The sequence below is a fragment of the Brucella rhizosphaerae genome (genome assembly GCF_002252475.1).
Taxonomy (GTDB): domain Bacteria; phylum Pseudomonadota; class Alphaproteobacteria; order Rhizobiales; family Rhizobiaceae; genus Brucella; species Brucella rhizosphaerae.
Genome location: NZ_NNRK01000022.1, coordinates 102,471 through 122,933 on the forward strand (window position 1 = coordinate 102,471; position 20,463 = coordinate 122,933).

Consider the following 20,463-nt stretch of genomic DNA (forward strand, 5'->3'; position numbering starts at 1 on the left):
TCAATCCCACCAGATCACTTGGCCACTGGCAAGCCGTTTGCCGTCCACGCTTCCAGTCCGCCACGATACCAGAATGTGGTCCATCCAAGCGACGCAGCACGCAATGCCGCATTGTAGGATGAACGATCGCGCATTCCTTTGCCAAAGAAAACAACGCCCACGCTCTTGTCGCCACCAGCCTTCTCGGTCAGCCACTCATCCAAAGCTTGCTGCAAGCTGTCGGTAACACTGCCGTCGCGCCCCGCATCAGGCAGAGAATAGGCATTCTTCAAGGTTTCTTGCAGACCACTCGTATCGACAAAGAGTGTTGTCCGGTCACTCGCAATAATTTTCACAGCTTCAACCGTGGTAATCACAGTCGCTCTGGCGTGTTTGTTTGGTGTTGGACCGACATATGGCGACTGAAACAGCACCATGCTCGCAGCAACGCCGTCATCCCGCAATTCATCCAAACCGGCACCGGCAGCAGCAGCTGTATCCGGAGCAGATGCATTGGTTGTCTGCCCCGCAGAACCACTCTGACTACTACCCGTCTCTACGTCAGAAATCATAACTGCCAGATGCTCAAAAAGGTCGTAACACATGGTAATCGATCCCTCTTTGGGATCGTACCACGCATTCAACTGACCGCAGTCGCGAAACGTAACGGTAATTGGCCGTGGCAGAACATAGGTTTGGGACAGATTATCGAAATAGCTTGTCAAAGCAGGCGAAAGCTTTGTCGAATAAAAATCGCCTACTCTGCTCGAAGAAGGCTCGAACACAGTCTTGATTGCTGCGCCAGGGGCATTTGCAGGCTGCTCGCCTTCCGGGTGCCATTCACCGGACCGAGTGTGCGGGGCAAGGATTTTACGCCACGCACGGTTCTGTTTGTTGAATTCATCAGAACACCGGAAACGAGTGCGTTCGTCCAGCTGCACACCATCAGCAATCTTGCTGAATACCTTCGGATTGCCGCCATACATGATACAAATCATGTTACGGAAACGCTTCAGATCAGCGGTGTGCTCGTCTTGCCATGGCGAAGGCGCACTGCCCTTCATTTCATTGAGCTTACCGCTGTAATACCATTGCAGCGCGGCGTAGCTCGCGCTTCCAATTGCCATGTCGTCAACTTCTTTGTCGCCTGACGGATACATGGTCGGTTCGACAATCTGCAGCGCGGAATAGATATCGACAGCATCTTCTTCGGGGCCAGTTGAAGGAAGTTGCAACTCTCCAATCAACGCGTGCCCAAATTCATGCGCAAAGATACTCCGCATAAGCCCGATATAAACGGATGCGATACGACCGCCATCACCGCCAAATTCAGGCAACGGGCCGGAAGGCACGCCACTTCCTGATGCAGGTTGCGAACCGTTATCAGCGGTTTTCGGCGCAGGTTGTGAACCAGTATCGGCCGTTTGTGGTGCGGCGGCACCCTGCCCTCTTCCTACGATCGGCTGTGTCGGGACAATCTGGCCTTCAGAGGTAATGTTGAAATTGGCGATGCCAAACATACCGGTGTCATAGGCCATGATGCCTATCTGAGCACCGAGAGCCGGTGAGCCCTGAACATCGCCAATCATCCTTCCGTTCAGAAGAAAACGCGTCACGCCAGGGACATCAACCATTTCGATGACGTCGGTGCCATCAAGTTTGGCTATGTTTGGTATTGTCGCAATGTTCCGCTGCTGGCCGTTTTCCATACAGAAAAGCTTGACGCTCTTATCTGCGACGATTTCCATCAAACAGATCGCCTTATTTGCGGGATTTGATGCAATCAATCCCAGCGAGGCGCTTGGTTTAGACGAATTGAGGGCAATTGTTACCTTCGTTACGCGTCCAGCTTCGGGCGCAGGTCCAGCATTGACGACCAGTGTCTGCTCTGTGCCGCCGGCCTGCTGGTTATTGAGAACGAACCATCCGTCTTGTGCGGCACCGGTCCATCCCTGGACAATCTGCGAGGAGACAGTTGACGCCAGTGGACCAAGTTCCCTCTCGAACTCGGCATGGGCAGGAAGATTGGACGCGATAAAACTCGCGAAAAAAACCGCACCCCAAAGACGCATTCGAAAGTCCCCATTCAGTAATGTCATCAATATCGAGCGGTTCTTATCCCGGATAACGAGGCATCCGTCCGCCCAAATTTGTATCTGCCATTCAACTCATTTATTGCAATACGATTCAACAGATTGATGTCAATCAATAATTGCTCGTTAGCACAAGCAGATAGTGGATTACCCTCCAAGAAATTGGAGCCCAATCCGCAACCTCGAGGCTCGGCTACCCGCGCTGCAACTCGCGCCGTCCTTTGGAAATCATCACCCAGCCGATAACCGTCAACAGTCCGCCCCCGATTGCCATTGGCAATACAAGGACGAACAACCAGAACAGGAATGCTGTTGCCGCATCGTTACGACCTGATGCTCCGAGGTTCGCACCTTCCTGCAAACTTGCACCAGATACAAAGACCGTAGCAAGCAAACCCAGAAGAATGACCGCACCAAGCACAAGGCAGCCCCAACCGATCTGGAGCTTGCGGGTTTCAAATCGAGATGACCAAACTGCTGCCACCACAACTATCAAAAGCTGCGCGAGCACAGTGATGATGATTGTGCTGTCAAGACCATCTGAACTGGCTGTTCCAACCGTGGCTGAATCCAGCTGCGTGGGGAAAAATGCTGTCGTCAATGGCACCAAGAGGCCAAAACCAAAACGTGCCAACAGAACGCCAAACACGATACTAATAAGCCATTTGGTCCATAGTGAATTCATCAGACATCTTTCTTATAAGGCCACCTTGGCACGAAGTGCCTCACATTAACAAACACTAGACAGAAGATCGGATAGAGGTCAATTCAGTATTGTCCACAGAGCAATCAATTGACTCATCTGCCAATGTTTGCAATGCGATAGCGAATGAATGCTCTCGTTGCGACCGAAGACATGAAAGTTGCAATACTGTACTGCGAGCCGCCGCCAACGCATGTGGATAGTGCAAGCATCCAACACTGTTTCAGAAAGCGACTGAGATGAATCGAATATTCCGCACACTTTTTCTGACATCATTCATCAATGCCACTTTCGTTGTATCCTTCGTTGCGATTGGTAACGCGGGGCCTGCCGCAGGGGCCGTGGCAGCTGTCGAACAGGAGCAGACGCCCGAACAGCCAGCACCTGAAACCGGCACCTTCGGACGCTCCCAATTCGTTCTGTCTGGGAATCCGATCGTTCCGCCAAGAGATTACAGCAAAGGACTGCAACGTCCGAAAACTGAGGATTACAACCCTATTGAAAGCGGAACCATCTACGATATCGCCTTTCTGGGCATCGAAAATGGCGAGGTACAGTTTGAAGTCCGGGGCTATTCAATCGAGGATTTGGATCATCCAGCAACCGGGCAAACTTTAGCTTTTCCGCAAGAACAAAAATCTGTCGAAATACGCGATATCGTCATTGAGATCGAAGATGTTCAGGAAGGCAGTGTGACTTACAAGATTGCGTATCGGAAGTAATTGGTCACGATGCGGTTAGCTGTGCCCAATCGGGTGCAGCACCGCCGACTTCAAGCCTGCAGTTGAGAGCAAATAACAGGTTACATGTTTTTCGACCAGACAAACACAGTTCAGTGCGAAACGCACATATCATCTGGCTGCGAATTGACGGCGGCTTGCGTGTTCAGCTCATAAAGTTCAGCGATTTCCATCGCAACGAGCTCCTGAAGCTTCCAAAGATTGCGATCTCTAATACCTTTTTCTTCCAGATGTTTGACCGTCAGATAAAGATATTCCGCACATGAACCAAGGTGCCCACAGGCACGCGCCAGAGTTTGGGCCACCGTCTCAAGCGGCAAACCGTTCAATACCCGCTCTCCGCGCGGGCCAGCCCAAAATGTCAGCGCCCTCACTGGCCCGTCAGACGTTTCAAGGGATACCCAGCGAATGCTCGATGCATCACTTATTGAGCTGATTTCTCGGCGGATCATGCGCTCAATCTGACCTAACCGGTCTTCGTCAGAGAGGCGAAAGGCAATCCCATTACAACTACCGCCGCGCTTCAGAGCCAACATGAGCCCTGGCTGGGTCTGGGTACCGCGCCAGCGTGTCAGCCGCAGGCAAAAAGACCTGTGCCAGCCTTTCAATCCACCATAACGCCAATCAACAGCATTAAAATCGGGTTTCCAGATCAGGGAGCCATAAGCAAACACCCATAACGGATCTTCGCCACTTTCACGGTGCAATTTTTCTGAAAGTTTCTGCACATCAAGATCAGTCATCGGAATCCTGTTCGGCTCCGGCCCCCGATCAACTTCTGCCCGAATGCTTAGCGAAACCAATTCCTCAGTCAGCGTCATTCTGGATGCAAAATCAGCCAATGCACTTCTTCCTGTTCAAACCAACTTCGTGCCCAATGATAGAGTGGCGATTATGGAATGAATATGCCGCCATGCTCAAGCCCGCAACAACGCCTTAGCGTCGTCGAGCTGCCTTATTTTTGAAAACAGCAATTCACGGTCCGACAAATGCCGATCAAAAAGTGCAATGAAAATTGTATTGTCAGCGATATGCGGCAACGGAGCGGATTGAGCGCGGCGCAGGCTCTCATTCGCAGTCTGCTTGGCTGTTTCCACATCCGCCAACAACGACCCAATCGTACCCCGAGATTTTCCATTTTCTGTATAGCTCGGTGATGAAGAATGCGGATAGTCTGACTGCGCTTGCATCATAATCACATCTCCTATCAATGGCATTTACGATTTTGCGGTCTCGTGTTCATTGTAATCTATATCGTGCGGCAGAAACGAGGCACTCCAAGCTATTTGGGCAGAGAATTCGGGAATTCCGACCTTAGATAGACCGCGATTAGTGGAAAAAATGCCCTAAGAACAATGGCAACCAAAGCGCCACCAGATTGTTCAAAGCAAATAAACTGACTTCATTGAGAGATCAGAATGAACGCTGGAAGCGAACCGCACCCTGCCAGGCATCCCGACCTTTAAAGATCGAATTCTTGTCATCCCATTTAGTGTAGGAAATCTGATCGCATCATAATCTGCTTAAATTGCTCAGTTCATTTTGGAGCGCGCTCTAAGCATCAAAGACCGAGCAACCTGTAAGCTCCGCCATGATAGAGAAGTGGCTCTCCACCGCCTGTGACGATCTTTAAAGCACGTCCGATTATCATCGCATGGGTATGGCGTTCAATGACATCTTCGACTGCGCAGTCTACTGAAGCCAATGCGCCATGAAGTGCCAGCGCACCGCTTTCCAGCGCATACCATTCACCCCCATCGTAGCGGGCAACGCCTTTGATGCCATCTTTGCCTGCAAAGCGATCAGCAATAGCCTGTTGACCTGCAGACAGGATATTGACGCAGAAATGGTTGTGGCGGTTGATCACAGGCCAGACGGAGGAACCGCGATTGATATTCACGATCATCGTTGGTGGATCCACCGAAAGCGCTGTCGCTGAGGTTACGGTCGCGCCTGTACGCCCTTCATCAAAGCCCGCAGTTACAACGCTGACGCCGCCCGCAAGCTGTCGCATCGCGGCTTTGATCTCACCAGGAGAAACTTCAATTGCTGCAGGCTCCTCAACATACTGCGGAATGCTCTCGCGGAGATAAGTTACCGTCGATCCCATATCAGTTTATCACTCCAGATTTCTAGCCGGCCATACGGTAACAGCCCTCCGCAAGCAGGCCGAGAATGCACTTGCTATATTCGACTGAATTTGTAGAAAATTAAAATCTACATCCGGAATAACGGTAGAAGTGAAGCCTGTCTGGCTTCCAATGTCCGGGGGCGGAAATAGATGATGTCAGCGCAGCTTGCAGCAAAAAGCTGTTGATTTGAATTGTCTGCTAACTGGCCCGAACGACACTGAATTCCGGCTTAGCTCCCTTGGAGGCTGGAATAAGCCGCGCAAAATCCTCCAGGATTTGGGCATAGTCTTCTGCATAGAACTCGTAAGGCATTTCCAGACGAAACTCTTTCACAAGCGGAAGTACTGGATCGATGGATAGTTTCTCCAGAATCTCTTCCGTGGTTCCAACAATATCGGGTAGAAAAAGCGTGCGTCGCGGACCATGAGCAAAGCCCGTTCGCTTGTCGCGTTCGGCTACAAACTCTGTATAACGACGGCGTGCATCTGAATTTGCACTGTCTGTTGGTAAGATCACACGGCCAAGCGCAATACGTGGTTCGCGATCATGAACCCACTCTTGACGAAACCTCTCGATCAGCGCGCGTTGCGAGGTCAGGAAGTCGTCCGTTTTTTCGCCGCTGACAATGTTACCCGTTAGCAGATTGAAACCAGCTCGCCCCGCCCATTGAGCAGAGTTTTGCGAACCGCCTCCATACCAAAGACGATCTGTCAGACCTTTGGCAAATGGTCTGAGGCGTGGAATTTGCGCTCCGGCTGCGTTGCCTGCCTCCGTCTCATTTGAAAGTGGCTCCGAACGAAGTGCGTGCGCAAGCTTTTCCGCTCGAGCATGGCTGTAATCGGCAATCGGAGCAGCATCAACGAAGTTCGAAAGCAGATGAGCAAAAGGGGGAGCTCCGACCGAAACCCCCACATTGAGCCTGCCGTGCGAAAGCAAATCAACAGTCGCCAGATCTTCGGCCAGACGAAAAGGATTTTCATAGCCGAGCTGTATAACAGCTGTGCCCAGTCCGATGCGATTTGTCCGTTGTGAAGCCGCGGCGAGAAAGGTTGCAGCCGATGAAATACCGCGCTCAAGATGACGTTGGCGGACCCACCCGCTATCATAACCCAACTGCTCCCCCCGCTCGAAGAGTTGCAAAGTATCCTCCAGACCTTGAGCGGGATTATTTTCACGATGGCTTCCCGGAATGAGAAAAGCGAAATGATCAATATGAGAAAGGGGCACGGCTCTATTCCCTTCTCACGCGGCGTTTTCACGATAGCTTTGAAGCCGCGCTAAAATCTTTGCTTCTTGCGTGGCTTTGCGCTCCTCAACACGCTGAGTTGCTTCGTCAAAAGAAGCGGCAGCCGAATAGAGCGGCGTAGCAATCGGACGCCCTGATTTGGAACCTATATGTTTTTCAAAAGGCAGTGAGCGGTATCGCTGCACATCAACTGATGTATCGAACAGTGGTCGATAACCGAGCGAAACGTAAAGTGCTGTTGCCTCAGGCTGGCGGAAGCCCGTGGACAGATAAGCGCGCGTATAACCCAGTTCTCCAGCATTTTCTTCAAGCGCCAACACAATGCGCCGCGCCAATCCTTGCCTTCGCAAGTGGGGCGCGGTCCATATGCGCTTCAGCTCAACGGTTTCGTCGTCGTGGCTCATAAAAGCGCCGCCAGCGATTGTCTCTCCATCGCGCAGGAGGAGAAGAAAACCTCCAAGGGGAGCCCAAAATGCTTCAGTCGGATAGCGTAGGATTTCCGCGCGTGCACCGCCTGGACGATCAGGATTGCCATATAGGCTGTCATACTCCTGAGCCAGTCCTTCAATGAGAGGCCGCGCAGCCGGGTCCAGAAGAGAAGACTGGATTATAACATCAACCATAGAAAGCCTCCGCTAAAACAAACCCCGCTCGATATTTGTTGAGTGGAAGCAAAAAGCCGCCATCGAGCAGTATCTCTCCTTAACGGTGCATCTTTGCCGGCACATTTGCACGGCAAGAACGTTTAATGAGTATGCCAATATTGGAAGATCGTTGCGCGATTATATGTCTGTAAAAAACACAGATGCATCCCGCAACGGCTGAACAGATCTTAAGCTTTCTGGATGCCATCAAAAAAGCGGTTTACAGGCCTCGGAAGGCCAAGATGTTCGCGCAAGGTGCTGCCTTCATAGTCGGCACGGAAGATGCCGCGACGCTGCAGCTCTGGCACCAGCCTGTCCGCTACATCATCAAGGCCTTGTGGCAAAAACGGAAATACCACCGTAAAACCATCGCTGGCGCTCTCTTCAAGCCACTTCTGCATTTCATCAGCAACAGTCTCGACTGTCCCCACAAAGGCCAGACCTGAGTACCCACCATAACGCTGCGCAAGCTGCCTGACCGTTAGCTTTTCTTCTTCGGCGAGTTTGAGAACCTGTGCCCTGCCCGATTTGCTTGCATTGGTTTCGGGAATCTCGGGCAGATAACCATCCGGATCAAAGCTGGACACATCATGGCCCAAAGCGATCGACAGCGATGCAATACCGCTGTCATAGTGCACGAGACTATCGAGTCTCGCGCGTTTTTGCCTCGCCTCGTCTACACTCTCGCCAAGCACGATAAAGGCTGCAGGCAAGATCCTGAGCGATGAAAATGAACGACCGGCAGTCGCTAATCGCGATTTCAGGTCAGCATAAAGTTTCTTAGCTGCAACAATGTCATGAGGTGCGCAGAAGACGACTTCAGCCGTTTCTGCTGCCAGCTGCAGGCCCGGCTCGGATTGTCCTGCCTGAACGATAACCGGCCAACCCTGCACGGGGCGGGTGATATTGAGTGGTCCGCGCACATTGAAATCGTCGCCGCGATGATCAAGAATATGCATCCTGGAGGGATCGAAGAATATTCCGGTTTCCTGATCGCGAATGAAAGCATCGTCCGCAAAGCTATCCCAAAGACCAGTGACAACATCATAAAATTCACGCGCGCGTTTATAACGCTCGCCGTGTTCGACATGTTCTTCCTTACCGAAATTGAGTGCTGAGTCCGGGTTCGATGTCGTGACGACATTCCACGCAGCACGCCCCTGACTGATATGATCCAGCGAGGCAAATCGCCTTGCTATGTGATAAGGTTCATCGAAAGTGGTGGATGCGGTCGCTGCCAGCCCAATCTTTTCCGTCACTGCAGCCAAAGCCGATAGCAATGTGAATGGCTCAAACGAAGTAACTGTATGACTGCGCTTGAGCGCTTCGACAGGCATATTGAGTACCGCCAGATGATCTGCCATGAAAAACGCGTCGAACTTGGCCGCTTCCAGCTTCTGAGCAAAAGCTTTCAGATGCGCGAAATTAAAATTGGCGTCAGCATATGAGCCCGGATATCGCCAAGCCCCCGTATGCAGGCTTACGGGGCGCATAAACGCCGTAAGATGAAGAGACTTTTCCAATTGATTGTTCCTGAGGCTGTTGCGACATGAGGTGATGCGGCTGGAAAGTGTGCTTTATGAGATCAGTGATTTTACGACTGTCGGCATCAAGTTCTAAGAAATATGTTTGCACGAACCATGCACTGCAAGGATTTTGCGCTTCATATTTCCGTGTTTCGTGGATGATATTGCTTCAAGCGGGCGCATCGACGAATTTTAGCTCGCTCCCTATTTATCACTGTGACTTTATTGGGTTTTTTAAAAAAACTGAGCGTGGCATATTTCTGTAGCGGAACCGGTGTTGTCCTTTTCTCGTTAAAGATGACGATCCGGCGGAAGATGACGATCCGGCGAATGTCGGATGGTTGAGACGTTTCTATCGACAAGCATAAAACGGACTAAACGGAGGTCAGAGAAATGAAAGCACGAACAGCGAGTGTTGGTGATCTTGAAAGCGTTTTTCACGACCTTTCGGAGCGGATGGCAACGGAATATATTGCGTCCGGGAAAGATGTGAAATCTGCTTACGACAAGCTGACGATGAACCTGCGCGAAGGACGCGCTCATGCCTTGATCGATGATGACAAGGTCGTCGCGATCATTGCCTGGCAAGAGGGAGATGATGCGACAGACACCCTGTTTGCGGCCAAAGAAGATTTCTTCAACGCCCGGACAGTGCGTTTTTGCAGAAAGCACATAAAGCAGATTCAGGCTCTGTCGGGCGACCGTCCGATACATTCCAGAAGCTGGCTCGATCGTCCTGAGGTGGTCAGATGGTTCAGGATCATTGGCTATCAGGAAGCGGGATTTGAAGAAGGTGCACATCTTTTTGAGCTTCTGCCACTTACAGGCAACAGCATCTCAAGTCAGTAGTATTGTTTATCGCGCCGTGTGGAATTATGCGCGGCGCCGTTCACCCCAATGCGTGCGCGATTGCATCAATAGTCACCCGAACACGGGATGCCATGGCACGCCCACCGGGCCATATGATATGAATAGGCAAGCTAGGCGTTCTGACATCTGACAGCACATCGATCCATCACTCTGATGGCAGGTACTGCCGGTGCGAGACCAGTCAAAGGCGGAGCGGTTTACGCCGCTTGCAACAGCGCGATTGAAGGGGTGGGACGCGGTCTGATAATCGATCTCGCACCAATTCGGGTCAATACAATTTCACCGGGCACGATAAACGGCCACCTTTGGCAAAATCGCCCTGCCGAAATTCGCGATGTCGCATTCGAGCATTATAGCCAGATCTCGCTCGCCGGGCGCCCGGGTACTGAAGCAGAAGTTGCGGATACAGTGCTCTACCTCATGGGAAACAGTTTTATGACTGGCTCCACCTTGTACCCGGACGGCGGCTACGCGCTGCGGTAGGCATAATGGCTGTTTTAAGAGAAGTTATCATCATAGCCAATTGAATTTAAACGGTTTCTCCGCGCAGTTGATTTGCAAGAAATCCGAGATTGTCCTGTCCCCAATAGGTTTCATTGTCATAAATATAGGTGGGAAATCCAAAGACCCCTTTATCGACGGCACGTTCACGATCTGAATTCCATTTGGCCTTCACATCATGATCGTTCTCGCGACCAACAAGATACTGTCCATTGAACCCGGCTTCATCGGCAACGGCACTTCGGACGTCAGGCTGACCAATATCTTTGGCCTCAGTCCAGAACGCTTGCTGGAGCGCCCGCGTCAGTTGCAGCCAGTTCTGCCCGTCCAGATATGCGGCAATGACCGTAAATGAGGCTGGCGTCGGATCACTTAACGTGGGGCGATCGTCAATGAACAACGGTTTGCCACGAAACTTCGCCCAGCGTTTGAGGTCCTGTGTGCCGTAGGCCCGGCGCGCCTCCGGTCGATTGCGGGAAAATATACCCCCATTCTCCTCAATGACTGTTGCCAGATGTGGTTTGATTTGAACCACATGCCGTTCTGCCAGTTCTTCCAGCGCATCAAGTCCAAGATAGGACCAGGGCGACCCTATGGAAAAAAAGTAATCAATCGTCTTCGTCATCTTTTTGTCTCTCATAACCGATTACAATTTTGCCAGAGGCGGAGCGAGTTTCAATAAGATTAAATAAAGTAAACGATATAACTAACTGTTTTTAAAGCACTATATTTCAAATTTCTCTCGCGCTCTTCTGGCAATACTCTATTGAAACTTCGGCAGTCCGGGTGGGTTCGTTTCCGACTGCTCCAATGCTTCCTCTTGGAGATGCCAGCGGTCAAGAACACGTGCATAATCCCCATTTTTGATCAAACCGTTGGTCGCAACCGTCAACGCGTTGGCGAGGCCGCTTCCCTTGCGGGTCGTGATCGCAACATCGGAGCGATCAGGCCAGCCAGCGCTCAAAGTGCCCACGCGTCTGATGTTCTTGTCACGGGATGCGATGAAAACGAGTTGCGCATGTGGTTGCACGATTACATCTGCCCGACCCGATTGAAGCGCCAGAAGGCTTGCAGCTTCATCATCATAATATTGCAGGTCCAGCGGCTTCAGGCCCGCCTTCACATTCTCCTCGCTCCATCGGACCAGAATGCGCTCCTGATTGGTTCCCGCCCCTACGATGATACGCAGACCAGCCGTATCCTTCGGCTCCTTGATTGAAGTAACGGCGCTGTTTGCCTTTACGAAGAGCCCATGCAGCCCCTGTCGATAGGTCGAGAAATCGAACTTCTCCTTACGCTCTTCGGTCACGCCAACGTTTGATATGACCGCATCGTATTTTCCGGACGCCAGCCCGAGCGGCCAATCAATCCATGCGACGGGAACACTCTCAAGCTCAAGTCCGAGGCTTTCAGCAATAGCTGAAGCATAATCTGCATCCGCACCAACGACAGTCCTGGCATCTGTCGCGTAAGCTGCAAGCGGAGGACCACCGGGTGCGACTGCAACTGTAAATTTTCCGGGCGTTACAAACTTGAAATCAGCCGGGATTGCGGAAATAGCAGCGGCATTCCTCTGCACATGCACGCGTCCTGACTGCTCAGGTGAGAGATCAAATCCATCTTCTGCATAAGCCGACAGAGCCGTGCTTACAATAAACGCCAATGCAGTGGCTAACACAGCAGTTGCTCTCATAAAAAATTCTCCAGACAAATAGTAGTTCATAGGCCGGCACACACGTCTCCTGATGCACCGGCCAAGGGCCTTACGATCCGCTTTTTGGCAGACCCTGTGGATTGGTTTTAGCTTCACTGATTGCTTCCGGTCCAAGGTTCCACGTCTCAAGAACCTTGGTATACGCACCGCTGGCGATCAGATCGTTGAGAACATTGGTCAGTGGCTGAGCAAACCCACTGCCCTTACGCGTCGTCACCGCAATTTCTGCCGTAATCGGCCAACCGCCGCTCACTGTGCCAACCAGCTTGGTTTTCCCGTTAATACCAGCGGAATAGGCTTGCGTGGCGTTTACGCTGAAAACGACATCTGCGCGCCCGCTTTGGATAGCCAGGTCTTTAACCGCATCATCATCGTAATATTGCACCTCAACAGGCTTCAGACCCGCGGCAACGTTCTGGCGATCCCATTCGAGCAGAATTTTTTCCTGATTGGTGCCCGCGTCAGTAATGATCTTTAGACCCGCAATATCCTTAGGCTGCTTCAGCTCGGTAATGGCACTGTCGGATTTTACGTAGAAGCCCAACTCATCCTTGCGATAAGTGGAGAAATCAAATTTTTCTTTGCGTTCTTCCGTTACCGTCACGTTGGAGATAACCGCATCGAATTTGCCCGAAGCAAGTCCGAGCGGCCAGTCTGCCCAGGCGACAGAAACCAATTCAAGGTCACGACCCAAGCTATCGGCAATGATCTGTGCCAGATCAACGTCATAGCCGATCACGGTTTTTGAATCCGACGCATAATCATGCAGAGGAAGGTGCCCGCTTGTGCTGATACCGATGGTCAACGCACCATCTTTCACAAACTTGAAATCCTTGGCCTCGTCGATACGCTTTTCGCTTTTTTCAACCCGCAAACGGTTCGACTGTTCGGGGCTCAAATCAAACTTGCCCTCACTCTGCGCTGCACCGGTTGACAACAGACCCATCGAAATCAGGCCTGCAGTGAAGTATCCCGCTTTTCTGATATACGTCATATTCCCATCTCCCTGAGTATTGAAAATCTGTGTAATGACTTGATTTCTGTATATTTCTTCCTGCTAAGAGCGGGGCTTATGATCCGCTTTTTGGCAAACCGGGAGGATTGGTCTTCGCCTCATCAACGGCCTCAGAGCTCAGGCTCCAGCGATCAAGCACCTGATGATATTTGCCGTTTTTGATGAGCTCGTTGAGCGAAAGCGTGAGTGCATCAGCCAGACCGCTGCCTTTGCGGGTGGTAATCGCCACTTCGGCAGTCTGTGGCCAGCCACCGCTGACTGTGCCAACCAGTTTGGTTTTACCATGCTGAGAAGCCGCATAGGCCTGCACGGCGTTGACGCTGAAAACTGCATCTGCACGCCCAGATTCAAGCGCCAGACTTTTTACCGCATCATCGTCATAATACTGTACTTCAACCGGCTTCAAACCGGCTGCCACATTCTGCTTGTCCCATTGCAGAAGGATGTTTTCCTGATTGGTGCCCGGATCGGTAATGATCTTGAGGCCCGCAATATCCTTTGGTTCTTTCAGGGAGGAAATCGGGCTGTCAGTCTTTACGTAAAATCCCAGCTCATCCTTGCGATACGTTGAAAAATCGAACTTTTCTTTGCGTTCTTCCGTCACAGTCACATTAGAAATCACCGCATCGAACTTGCCGGATTCAAGCGACAGAGGCCAATCCGCCCAGGCAATCGGCACCAGAACCAGCTCGCGATCAAGCGTGTCGGATACGAGCTGAATAAGATCGGGATCGAAGGCGACAACGGTCTTTGCGTCTGTCGCATAAGTACTGATTGGTGGAACCCACGGGTTGATGCCGACGACCAGTTTTCCATCCTGAACGAATTTGAAATCCTTCGGTACAGCATTGATAACTGTTTCACTCTTTTCAGTGCGAAGGCGATTTGGCTGCTCAGGACTTAAATCGAGTTCGGCTGAGAACGCAGGAACGGATAGCAGCGTTGCAGCGGCGAACAGCCCTCCAATAATTGACTTTTTGCGATAGACTGATTTCACTTTGTTTCTCCTGTAAATTTTGGTCGAACAATCCCTGACGATCGCCCGACAAAAGGTGATCGTGGATCTCGAAAGCTGTTTTTCGGTTCAAGAAGGAAAGGTTGGAAGTGTTACCCCGAGCCTGGATGCCAATAGCTCCATCCGGGCATTACCCATCAAAGGACTTTTGCAAGAAACTCCCGGGTACGAGGATGCGAAGCCGCGTTAAAAAGCTGTTCTGGCCTGCCAGTTTCCAGAATGCGTCCTTCTTCCATGAAAACCACCGTATCGGCGACTTCACGCGCAAAGCCTATTTCATGGGTCACGATCACAAGCGTCGTGCCGGAACGTGCCAATTCTTTGATAACGTCGAGGACCTCTCCCACCAGTTCCGGATCGAGCGCCGATGTCGGTTCGTCGAAGAGAATGACTTTCGGATTAAGCGCAAGAGTGCGGGCAATGGCGACACGTTGCTGCTGTCCGCCTGAAAGCTGGCGCGGATAGGCATTGATCTTTTCACTCAGACCCACGCGGGCCAGCAGCCGTTGTGCAACAATGGTCGCATTTTCCCGGCTCAGACCACGAACGGTCATCGGCGCTTCAACGATATTCTCAAGCACTGTCAGATGCGGGAACAAATTGAAATTCTGAAACACCATCCCAACATCGACGCGCTTTTTCAGAATGTCTTTTTCTTTCAGTTCATAGAGGGTGTTGCCGCTCTGGCGATACCCCAGAAGCTCATCATCAATCGAGATGAAACCATCATCGACACGTTCCAGATGATTAATCGAACGAAGAAGCGTCGATTTACCGGAACCCGACGGTCCGAGAATGGCCGTCACACTACCCGGCTTGATATGCAGGCTCACATTATCAAGAACGAGATTGGAACCAAAGCTCTTGGAAACGCTGTGAATATCCACCGCTCCGCGTCGTGCGCCAGTGAACCCACCGACAGCCAGCGCTTCCGTAATCTGTGCATCCTGCGTACGGCTTACTACGTTCTGAGGTTTGGTTGATGTCGTGGCTTGGGCCGGAATGAAGTGGGCGAAAAGGCGTGTCAGAACGGCAGGTGGCGGATTACGAAGCGCACCACGCGAAAAATGTCGCTCTATGTAATATTGCGCAATCGACAGAACGGTCATGATGATCAGATACCAGACGGTCGCGACCATCAGCAGCGGGATCACTTCCAGATTGCGGCGATAAATCACCTGCACCGTATAAAACAGCTCTGGCAGCGCAAGGACGTAGACCATCGATGTGCCTTTGGCGAGACCGATGATTTCGTTGAACCCTGTCGGCAGAATGGTGCGCATGGCTTGTGGGAGAATGATGCGAAAGGCTTGCCTGCGCCGTGGCAAACCGAGCGCCGCTGCAGCTTCAAGCTGGCCTTGATCCACTGACAGAATGCCGCCGCGAATGATCTCGGATGAGAAAGCTGCCTGATTTAGGCTTAGTCCCAACAGAGCGGCGGCAAAGGGACTGAGGATTTGAACAGTCGGATATTCGGCAAATGTAATGCTGGTGTAAGGCACACCAAGCCTAACAGTTTCATATAGATAGCCGAGATTATTAAGAACGAGGAGCAGGACAATCAGTGGAATGGATCGCAGCAACCAGATGTAAGCCCAGGAGAGGCTCGACAGCAGTGGTGAACGCGACACGCGTGCCAGTGCAAGAGCTGTACCTAACGCAAAACCCAGAACTGTTGCAAGCGCCGTTAGCCATAACGTCCGCATCAATCCCACGAGAACAGGCTCAGAAAGAAACCATTCAGCAAAGACCGGCCAACCCCATTTGGGATTTGTCAGAATGGACTGGATGACCATAATAATCAGTCCCGCAGCGAAAATCGTTCCAACCACGCGCGCCGGATATCGAGCTGGAACGATCTTGTAGTGCTTGAAGTCGCCCGGACTTACTCGGGAAACCGTTTCCCTATCCGTCCCTGCAAAATCTGTAGCAATTGCCATGATCAACACCGCTCCGAAGTATAATTTAACTTCCAATCCTATGCATAAGTCTCTGCCATAGGATTAATTGAAGTTTATTTTCGGAGAAATAATGTTAATGTTCAAAACAAATAAGTCTATTTAAACACTCATGAACGAACATTTTTTCCATTATGCGCACAGATTGGCATAACATTAACTTATACAGAAGCCACTTGTTTCGATTCAATTTCAGAAGAGAGAAAATTAACTTCATGAATATTATGTAAGCTCTTCTCAAAGGGAAGCGTCCCGTAAATTTCGGGATCGGCCGACACATCGAAAAGTGCTGTATATCCATTTCTGAGGTAAAGCTCTCTCGCCTCGGGCTGTCTGAACCCGGTGGTGAGATATACCCGTTTGTAACCCTGACGATACGCCTGCGCTTCAAGCTCGTTGAGCACCTTTCGTGCCAGCCCCTGCCGCCGCAGATCGCCATGAGTCCAGATGCGCTTGAACTCGGCAGTTACCCCGTCATAGCGCATGAATGCCCCGCCTCCGATAGTCTGCCCATCGCGAAGCAAAAGCAGAAAATTGCCATGCGGCGGAGCAAAAACCTCTGGCGGATATTTGTTCATTTCGGCCGCAGCACCGTCAGTACTAAAATATGTGCCATAGCGCGTGTCATATTCGATCGTAAGCGCCTCGATAAGTGGTACGGCACGAACATCCTGCGTTGAAGTGTAGAGAAATTCATCAGCCATGATTTAAACACCCATTTCAGGTCAAAGAGGCCTCTGTCAGACGCACCCAGAACAGAGCCGCTGGCAGCAGGATTTCGTCATTGAAGTCGTATTCTGGACTGTGCAGTCCGGCGCTCTCCCCATTGCCGACAAAGAAGTAGCTTCCGGGCCGCTCTTCCAGCATGAAAGCAAAATCTTCGCTGGCTGTTCGCGGCCTGAAGTCTTCGATCACTGCCCCCTTGGGAAAGGTAGTGAGTGCCACTTGCTGTGCAAACGCAGTCTCGGCTTTGGCATTAATCAAAGCAGGAAAGCCCCATTGGTAATCGACATCCGCCTCCGCGCCGTAACTCTCTGCATGTGAACGGACGAGCGCTTCGATCCTGCCACGCAACTCTTCACGTACGCTTTGTGAGAACGAACGAATGGTCAGACCAAGCTCGACACTTGCGGGAATGACATTCAGTGCATCACCACCATGGATAGATGCAACCGTCACCACGGCCATATCAAGCGGATCGATATTGCGCGAAACCACCGTTTGAAGCGCCAGAACAATGGATGACGCAACAACAACCGGATCAACGGATTTATGCGGCTCCGCGCCATGACCGCCACGGCCATTGACCCGGATCTTTGCACGATCAACAGATGCCATTGCGGGGCCTGCAACAAATCCAAAGTTGCCGGCAGGCACGCCAGGCCAATTGTGCAGCCCGTAGATTGCGTCGCAGGGAAAACGGTCGAAAAGACCGCCCTCAATCATACGCCGGGCACCTGCACCGATTTCTTCGGCAGGCTGGAAAATCACATACAATATACCGGAAAACTGACCAGCCTCTGCCAGATAGCGTGCAGCTGCCAGCAAGATACTGGTGTGCCCGTCATGGCCGCAGGCATGCATAACGCCGGGATTGCTGCTCACATATTCAAGCCCCGTCGCCTCGATAATCGGCAACGCATCCATATCAGCCCTGATACTGATGGTTTTTGTCGACGTGCCGCGCCGTAACGTGCCAACCACACCTGTACCACCAACACCCGTCGTTACCTCATATCCCCACTGACGCAGCAAATCTGCAACCAGAGAGGCCGTGCGGTGTTCTTTGAACGCCAGTTCCGGATGGATGTGAATATCGCGGCGCAGAGCAATAAACTCATCAAGAAACGAAGCGATCCCCGTTTCGATTTCGAGTTTACGGTTTACGTCTGGCGCCTGCCGGATATTCATGCCGCACCTTTTTGGTGACTTCCGGCATCGTCATCCACAAACGGTGTTGCGTAGCGGCTCTCAGGATATCCAAGCCCCAGATTTCCGCGCAGCGTATCACTGGCAAGCGTCGCTTCATGATAGCCGCGCTCTTCCAGAATTGGCAGAACATGCTTTGTAAAATCATCAAGACCTTCGGCGATCACAGGAAAACCCAGAATGAAGCCATCAGCGGCCTTCAGTTCTTTCCATCGAATAATTTCGTCAGCGATCTTATCCGCTGTTCCAATAAACGACGTGCGCGGCGTCGCAACGTTCAAAGCGACTTCACGCAAGGTCAGTCCGTTCTCTGTCGCATCGCGTTTGATACGATCCGTAGTCGAGCGGAAGCTGTTTTTGCCAACATCGCCCAAATCAGGAAAAGGTTCGTCCAGCTTATATGTGCTGAAATCATGATGATCGAAGAAACGTCCAAGATAAGACAGAGCTTCACTGATGCTCACCAGATTGCGGATTGCATGGTATTTTTCTTCAGCTTCGGCTTCTGTTAGCCCCACAACAGGACCAATGCCCGGAAAAATACCGACATCGTCCTGCGCGCGTCCATGTGACAAAGCACTGGCCTTGATCTGCGCATAAAAGGTCTGGCTATCGTTGATTGTACCTGCATTGGTGAAAACGGCGTTTGCGTGTTTACCTGCAAGCCCAACGCCGGCTTCCGAAGCGCCAGCCTGAAAAATAACCGGCTGCCCCTGCGGCGATCGCTGAATGTTCAGCGGACCTTCAACCGAAAAAAAGCGCCCCTTATGATCAAGACGATGAAAACTTTCCGGCTTATAAAACGTGCCACTCTCACGGTCGCGGATAAAGGCGTCATTATCCCATGAATCCCAAAGCCCCTTAGTGACTTCAAGATACTCGTCCGCAATTTCATAACGCAATGCATGTTCAGGATGCGGCTTGCCGTAGTTGCGCCCGGAACCTTCAAGTGGTGACGTCACAACATTCCAGCCAGCACGCCCACCCGAAATCAAATCAAGCGACGCAAACTGACGTGCAACGGTGAACGGATCGCTGTAGGACGTTGAAACTGTACCAACAAGGCCGATGCGCTTTGTGTTTGCTGCAAGTGCGGAGAGAACCGTCAAAGGCTCGAAGCGATTGAGAAAATGAGGAATGGAAACTTCGTTGATGTAAAGTCCATCTGCAACGAAGGCGAAGCTGATGCCTGCCTCTTCAGCTTTGCGTGCGGCATCGATAAAAAATTGAAGATTGACGCTGGCATCTGCTGGCCCGGATGGATGTTTCCAGGCATTCATATGTCCACCTGCGCCTTGCAACATAATGCCGAATTTAATCTGCTTGGAACTCACTTCAAATTCTCCTTATAGCCCGCCTGCCTTGCGATCAGGCTGCAATAGCCAGTCGTTCACAGGCCAGACTTTCAACGGCAACCAGTCGCTGCTCATGGGAGACAGCGGGAAATTCGAGCACAAACTCTGCAACCCCATATTGCTCATGCAATTCATCGAGTTTCTGCTTCACCTGCCTGGGCGAGCCTGCGAGTACGCTTGGGCGTTTTTCCTCGACCCGATAATCAGCTTCACCAGCCTGACGAGCAAACTCTGCCGCAGCCTCCGGAGTGCCTACCGAGACCGAAGTGCCGGAAGCCAGATGAACTTTAAAAATCTTGATTTTTAACAGCGCTGCATCAACGTCTTCTTTGTTTTCCGCGACGACAGCTCCAAGCGCCAGAATAGGCACTTTTCCGGTTACGTCACGATAGGCATCGAACGTCTTTTGCAGATTGTCAGTATCGCCGTTCAGATGCCCGGCATACACAAAATCCCAGCCCGAATGCGCGGCAAGCAGAGCGCTTTCGGGACTTGCTCCAAGAACAAACCGTTCGGCCGACGTTTGAGGCTTTGGTGTAGCAGCCAGCCCCGCAAACGGGCCGGATCCGATCTTTTCACCACCCAGAAATGCGCTCAGCTGTGCGAGTTTTCCATTAAAATCAAGCCGTTTTGCGCTGTCGATTTCCTGCTGCAAAGCTTTGGTCGATAGCGGAAGTCCGCCGGGTGCCTTGCCAACGCCAAGATCAACGCGTCCGCGCCCAAGTGCAGCCAGTAAATTAAAATTTTCCGCAACTTTGTAAGGGCTATAGTGCTGAAGCATAACCCCGCCCGACCCAATTCTGATGCGTTTCGTCGATGCCAGGAGATAAGAGACAAGCACCTCTGGAGATGGTCCGGCCAATTCATTCGCGTGATGGTGTTCAGCTACCCAGAAGCGTTTATATCCCGCCTGCTCCGCAGCCTGAGCGTAGGATACAGTGTTGGCAAGAGCAGCTTCGGCGGTTCCCCCCTCTGCCACCGGGCTCTTGTCGAGAAGACTTATCTGATACGGCATTGGCCCATCCACTTTCATCGCAAAACTG

The 20,463-nt window shown here is 51.6% G+C and carries 20 protein-coding genes; 3 read left to right on the plus strand and 17 right to left on the minus strand.

From position 1 onward, the window contains the following. Window positions 1-14: 14 nt before the first annotated feature. Window positions 15-2,051, minus strand: coding sequence for a DUF4344 domain-containing metallopeptidase (locus tag CEV32_RS06140; protein ID WP_094575207.1), 2,037 nt, complete (start codon window positions 2,049-2,051; stop codon window positions 15-17). Between the two features lie 214 nt (window positions 2,052-2,265). Continuing rightward, complete coding sequence (locus CEV32_RS06145) at window positions 2,266-2,757, minus strand: hypothetical protein (protein WP_094575209.1); 492 nt, start codon at window positions 2,755-2,757, stop codon at window positions 2,266-2,268. Window positions 2,758-3,014: 257 nt separating this feature from the next. Between CEV32_RS06145 and CEV32_RS06150 the strand changes: the two genes are divergently transcribed. Then, window positions 3,015-3,497, plus strand: coding sequence for a hypothetical protein (locus CEV32_RS06150; RefSeq protein ID WP_094575211.1), 483 nt, complete (start codon window positions 3,015-3,017; stop codon window positions 3,495-3,497). Between the two features lie 110 nt (window positions 3,498-3,607). Here the strand turns inward: CEV32_RS06150 and CEV32_RS06155 are convergent, their stop codons facing one another. The 6 genes from CEV32_RS06155 to CEV32_RS06180 all read right to left on the minus strand — a co-directional run bounded on the left by CEV32_RS06155 (window position 3,608) and on the right by CEV32_RS06180 (window position 9,030). Then, window positions 3,608-4,336, minus strand: coding sequence for a gamma-glutamylcyclotransferase (locus tag CEV32_RS06155; RefSeq protein WP_094575423.1), 729 nt, complete (start codon window positions 4,334-4,336; stop codon window positions 3,608-3,610). Between the two features lie 96 nt (window positions 4,337-4,432). Further along, window positions 4,433-4,708 (minus strand): hypothetical protein, encoded by a 276-nt coding sequence (locus CEV32_RS06160; RefSeq protein WP_094575213.1) that lies wholly within the window; start codon window positions 4,706-4,708, stop codon window positions 4,433-4,435. 368 nt (window positions 4,709-5,076) lie between these two features. Continuing rightward, on the minus strand, window positions 5,077-5,625 hold the full coding sequence (locus tag CEV32_RS06165; protein ID WP_094575216.1) for a flavin reductase family protein: 549 nt from the start codon (window positions 5,623-5,625) through the stop codon (window positions 5,077-5,079). A 220-nt stretch (window positions 5,626-5,845) separates the two neighbouring features. Continuing rightward, entirely contained in the window at window positions 5,846-6,874 is a 1,029-nt protein-coding gene (locus CEV32_RS06170; RefSeq protein WP_094575218.1) for an LLM class flavin-dependent oxidoreductase, read from the minus strand. 15 nt (window positions 6,875-6,889) lie between these two features. Beyond that, the gene (locus CEV32_RS06175) at window positions 6,890-7,516 is read right to left on the minus strand and encodes a GNAT family N-acetyltransferase (RefSeq protein WP_094575220.1); all 627 of its coding nucleotides are present in this window, start codon (window positions 7,514-7,516) and stop codon (window positions 6,890-6,892) included. Between the two features lie 209 nt (window positions 7,517-7,725). Next, entirely contained in the window at window positions 7,726-9,030 is a 1,305-nt protein-coding gene (locus CEV32_RS06180) for an LLM class flavin-dependent oxidoreductase (protein WP_094575222.1), read from the minus strand. A 426-nt stretch (window positions 9,031-9,456) separates the two neighbouring features. Between CEV32_RS06180 and CEV32_RS06185 the strand changes: the two genes are divergently transcribed. Together CEV32_RS06185 and CEV32_RS06190 are read left to right on the plus strand one after the other, a co-directional pair. Beyond that, entirely contained in the window at window positions 9,457-9,912 is a 456-nt protein-coding gene (locus tag CEV32_RS06185) for a hypothetical protein (RefSeq protein ID WP_094575224.1), read from the plus strand. Between the two features lie 165 nt (window positions 9,913-10,077). Continuing rightward, window positions 10,078-10,416, plus strand: coding sequence for an SDR family oxidoreductase (locus tag CEV32_RS06190; protein WP_328587912.1), 339 nt, complete (start codon window positions 10,078-10,080; stop codon window positions 10,414-10,416). Between the two features lie 46 nt (window positions 10,417-10,462). On the opposite strand, the gene CEV32_RS06195 is transcribed toward CEV32_RS06190, so the two are convergent. The 9 genes from CEV32_RS06195 to CEV32_RS06235 form a co-directional block, all read right to left on the minus strand. Then, window positions 10,463-11,059, minus strand: a complete 597-nt coding sequence (locus CEV32_RS06195; RefSeq protein WP_094575226.1) for a 2-hydroxychromene-2-carboxylate isomerase — start codon at window positions 11,057-11,059, stop codon at window positions 10,463-10,465. Between the two features lie 138 nt (window positions 11,060-11,197). Next, window positions 11,198-12,127 (minus strand): ABC transporter substrate-binding protein, encoded by a 930-nt coding sequence (locus tag CEV32_RS06200; RefSeq protein ID WP_094575228.1) that lies wholly within the window; start codon window positions 12,125-12,127, stop codon window positions 11,198-11,200. Window positions 12,128-12,197: 70 nt separating this feature from the next. Further along, window positions 12,198-13,094, minus strand: coding sequence for an ABC transporter substrate-binding protein (locus tag CEV32_RS06205; protein WP_374883347.1), 897 nt, complete (start codon window positions 13,092-13,094; stop codon window positions 12,198-12,200). 124 nt (window positions 13,095-13,218) lie between these two features. Further along, window positions 13,219-14,160 (minus strand): ABC transporter substrate-binding protein, encoded by a 942-nt coding sequence (locus CEV32_RS06210; RefSeq protein WP_094575232.1) that lies wholly within the window; start codon window positions 14,158-14,160, stop codon window positions 13,219-13,221. A gap of 155 nt (window positions 14,161-14,315) precedes the next feature. Beyond that, window positions 14,316-16,118, minus strand: a complete 1,803-nt coding sequence (locus CEV32_RS24035; protein WP_094575234.1) for an amino acid ABC transporter permease/ATP-binding protein — start codon at window positions 16,116-16,118, stop codon at window positions 14,316-14,318. Window positions 16,119-16,297: 179 nt separating this feature from the next. Continuing rightward, window positions 16,298-16,840, minus strand: coding sequence for a GNAT family N-acetyltransferase (locus CEV32_RS06220; RefSeq protein WP_094575236.1), 543 nt, complete (start codon window positions 16,838-16,840; stop codon window positions 16,298-16,300). 16 nt (window positions 16,841-16,856) lie between these two features. Next, the gene (locus CEV32_RS06225; RefSeq protein WP_094575238.1) at window positions 16,857-18,047 is read right to left on the minus strand and encodes a M20 aminoacylase family protein; all 1,191 of its coding nucleotides are present in this window, start codon (window positions 18,045-18,047) and stop codon (window positions 16,857-16,859) included. After that, window positions 18,044-19,369: an LLM class flavin-dependent oxidoreductase gene (locus CEV32_RS06230; protein ID WP_374883349.1), complete on the minus strand. Its 1,326-nt coding sequence runs from the start codon at window positions 19,367-19,369 to the stop codon at window positions 18,044-18,046. The genes CEV32_RS06225 and CEV32_RS06230 overlap by 4 nt, the downstream gene beginning before the upstream one ends. Before the next feature lie 64 nt (window positions 19,370-19,433). Then, window positions 19,434-20,435 (minus strand): MsnO8 family LLM class oxidoreductase, encoded by a 1,002-nt coding sequence (locus CEV32_RS06235; RefSeq protein WP_094575242.1) that lies wholly within the window; start codon window positions 20,433-20,435, stop codon window positions 19,434-19,436. Window positions 20,436-20,463 lie beyond the last annotated feature (28 nt).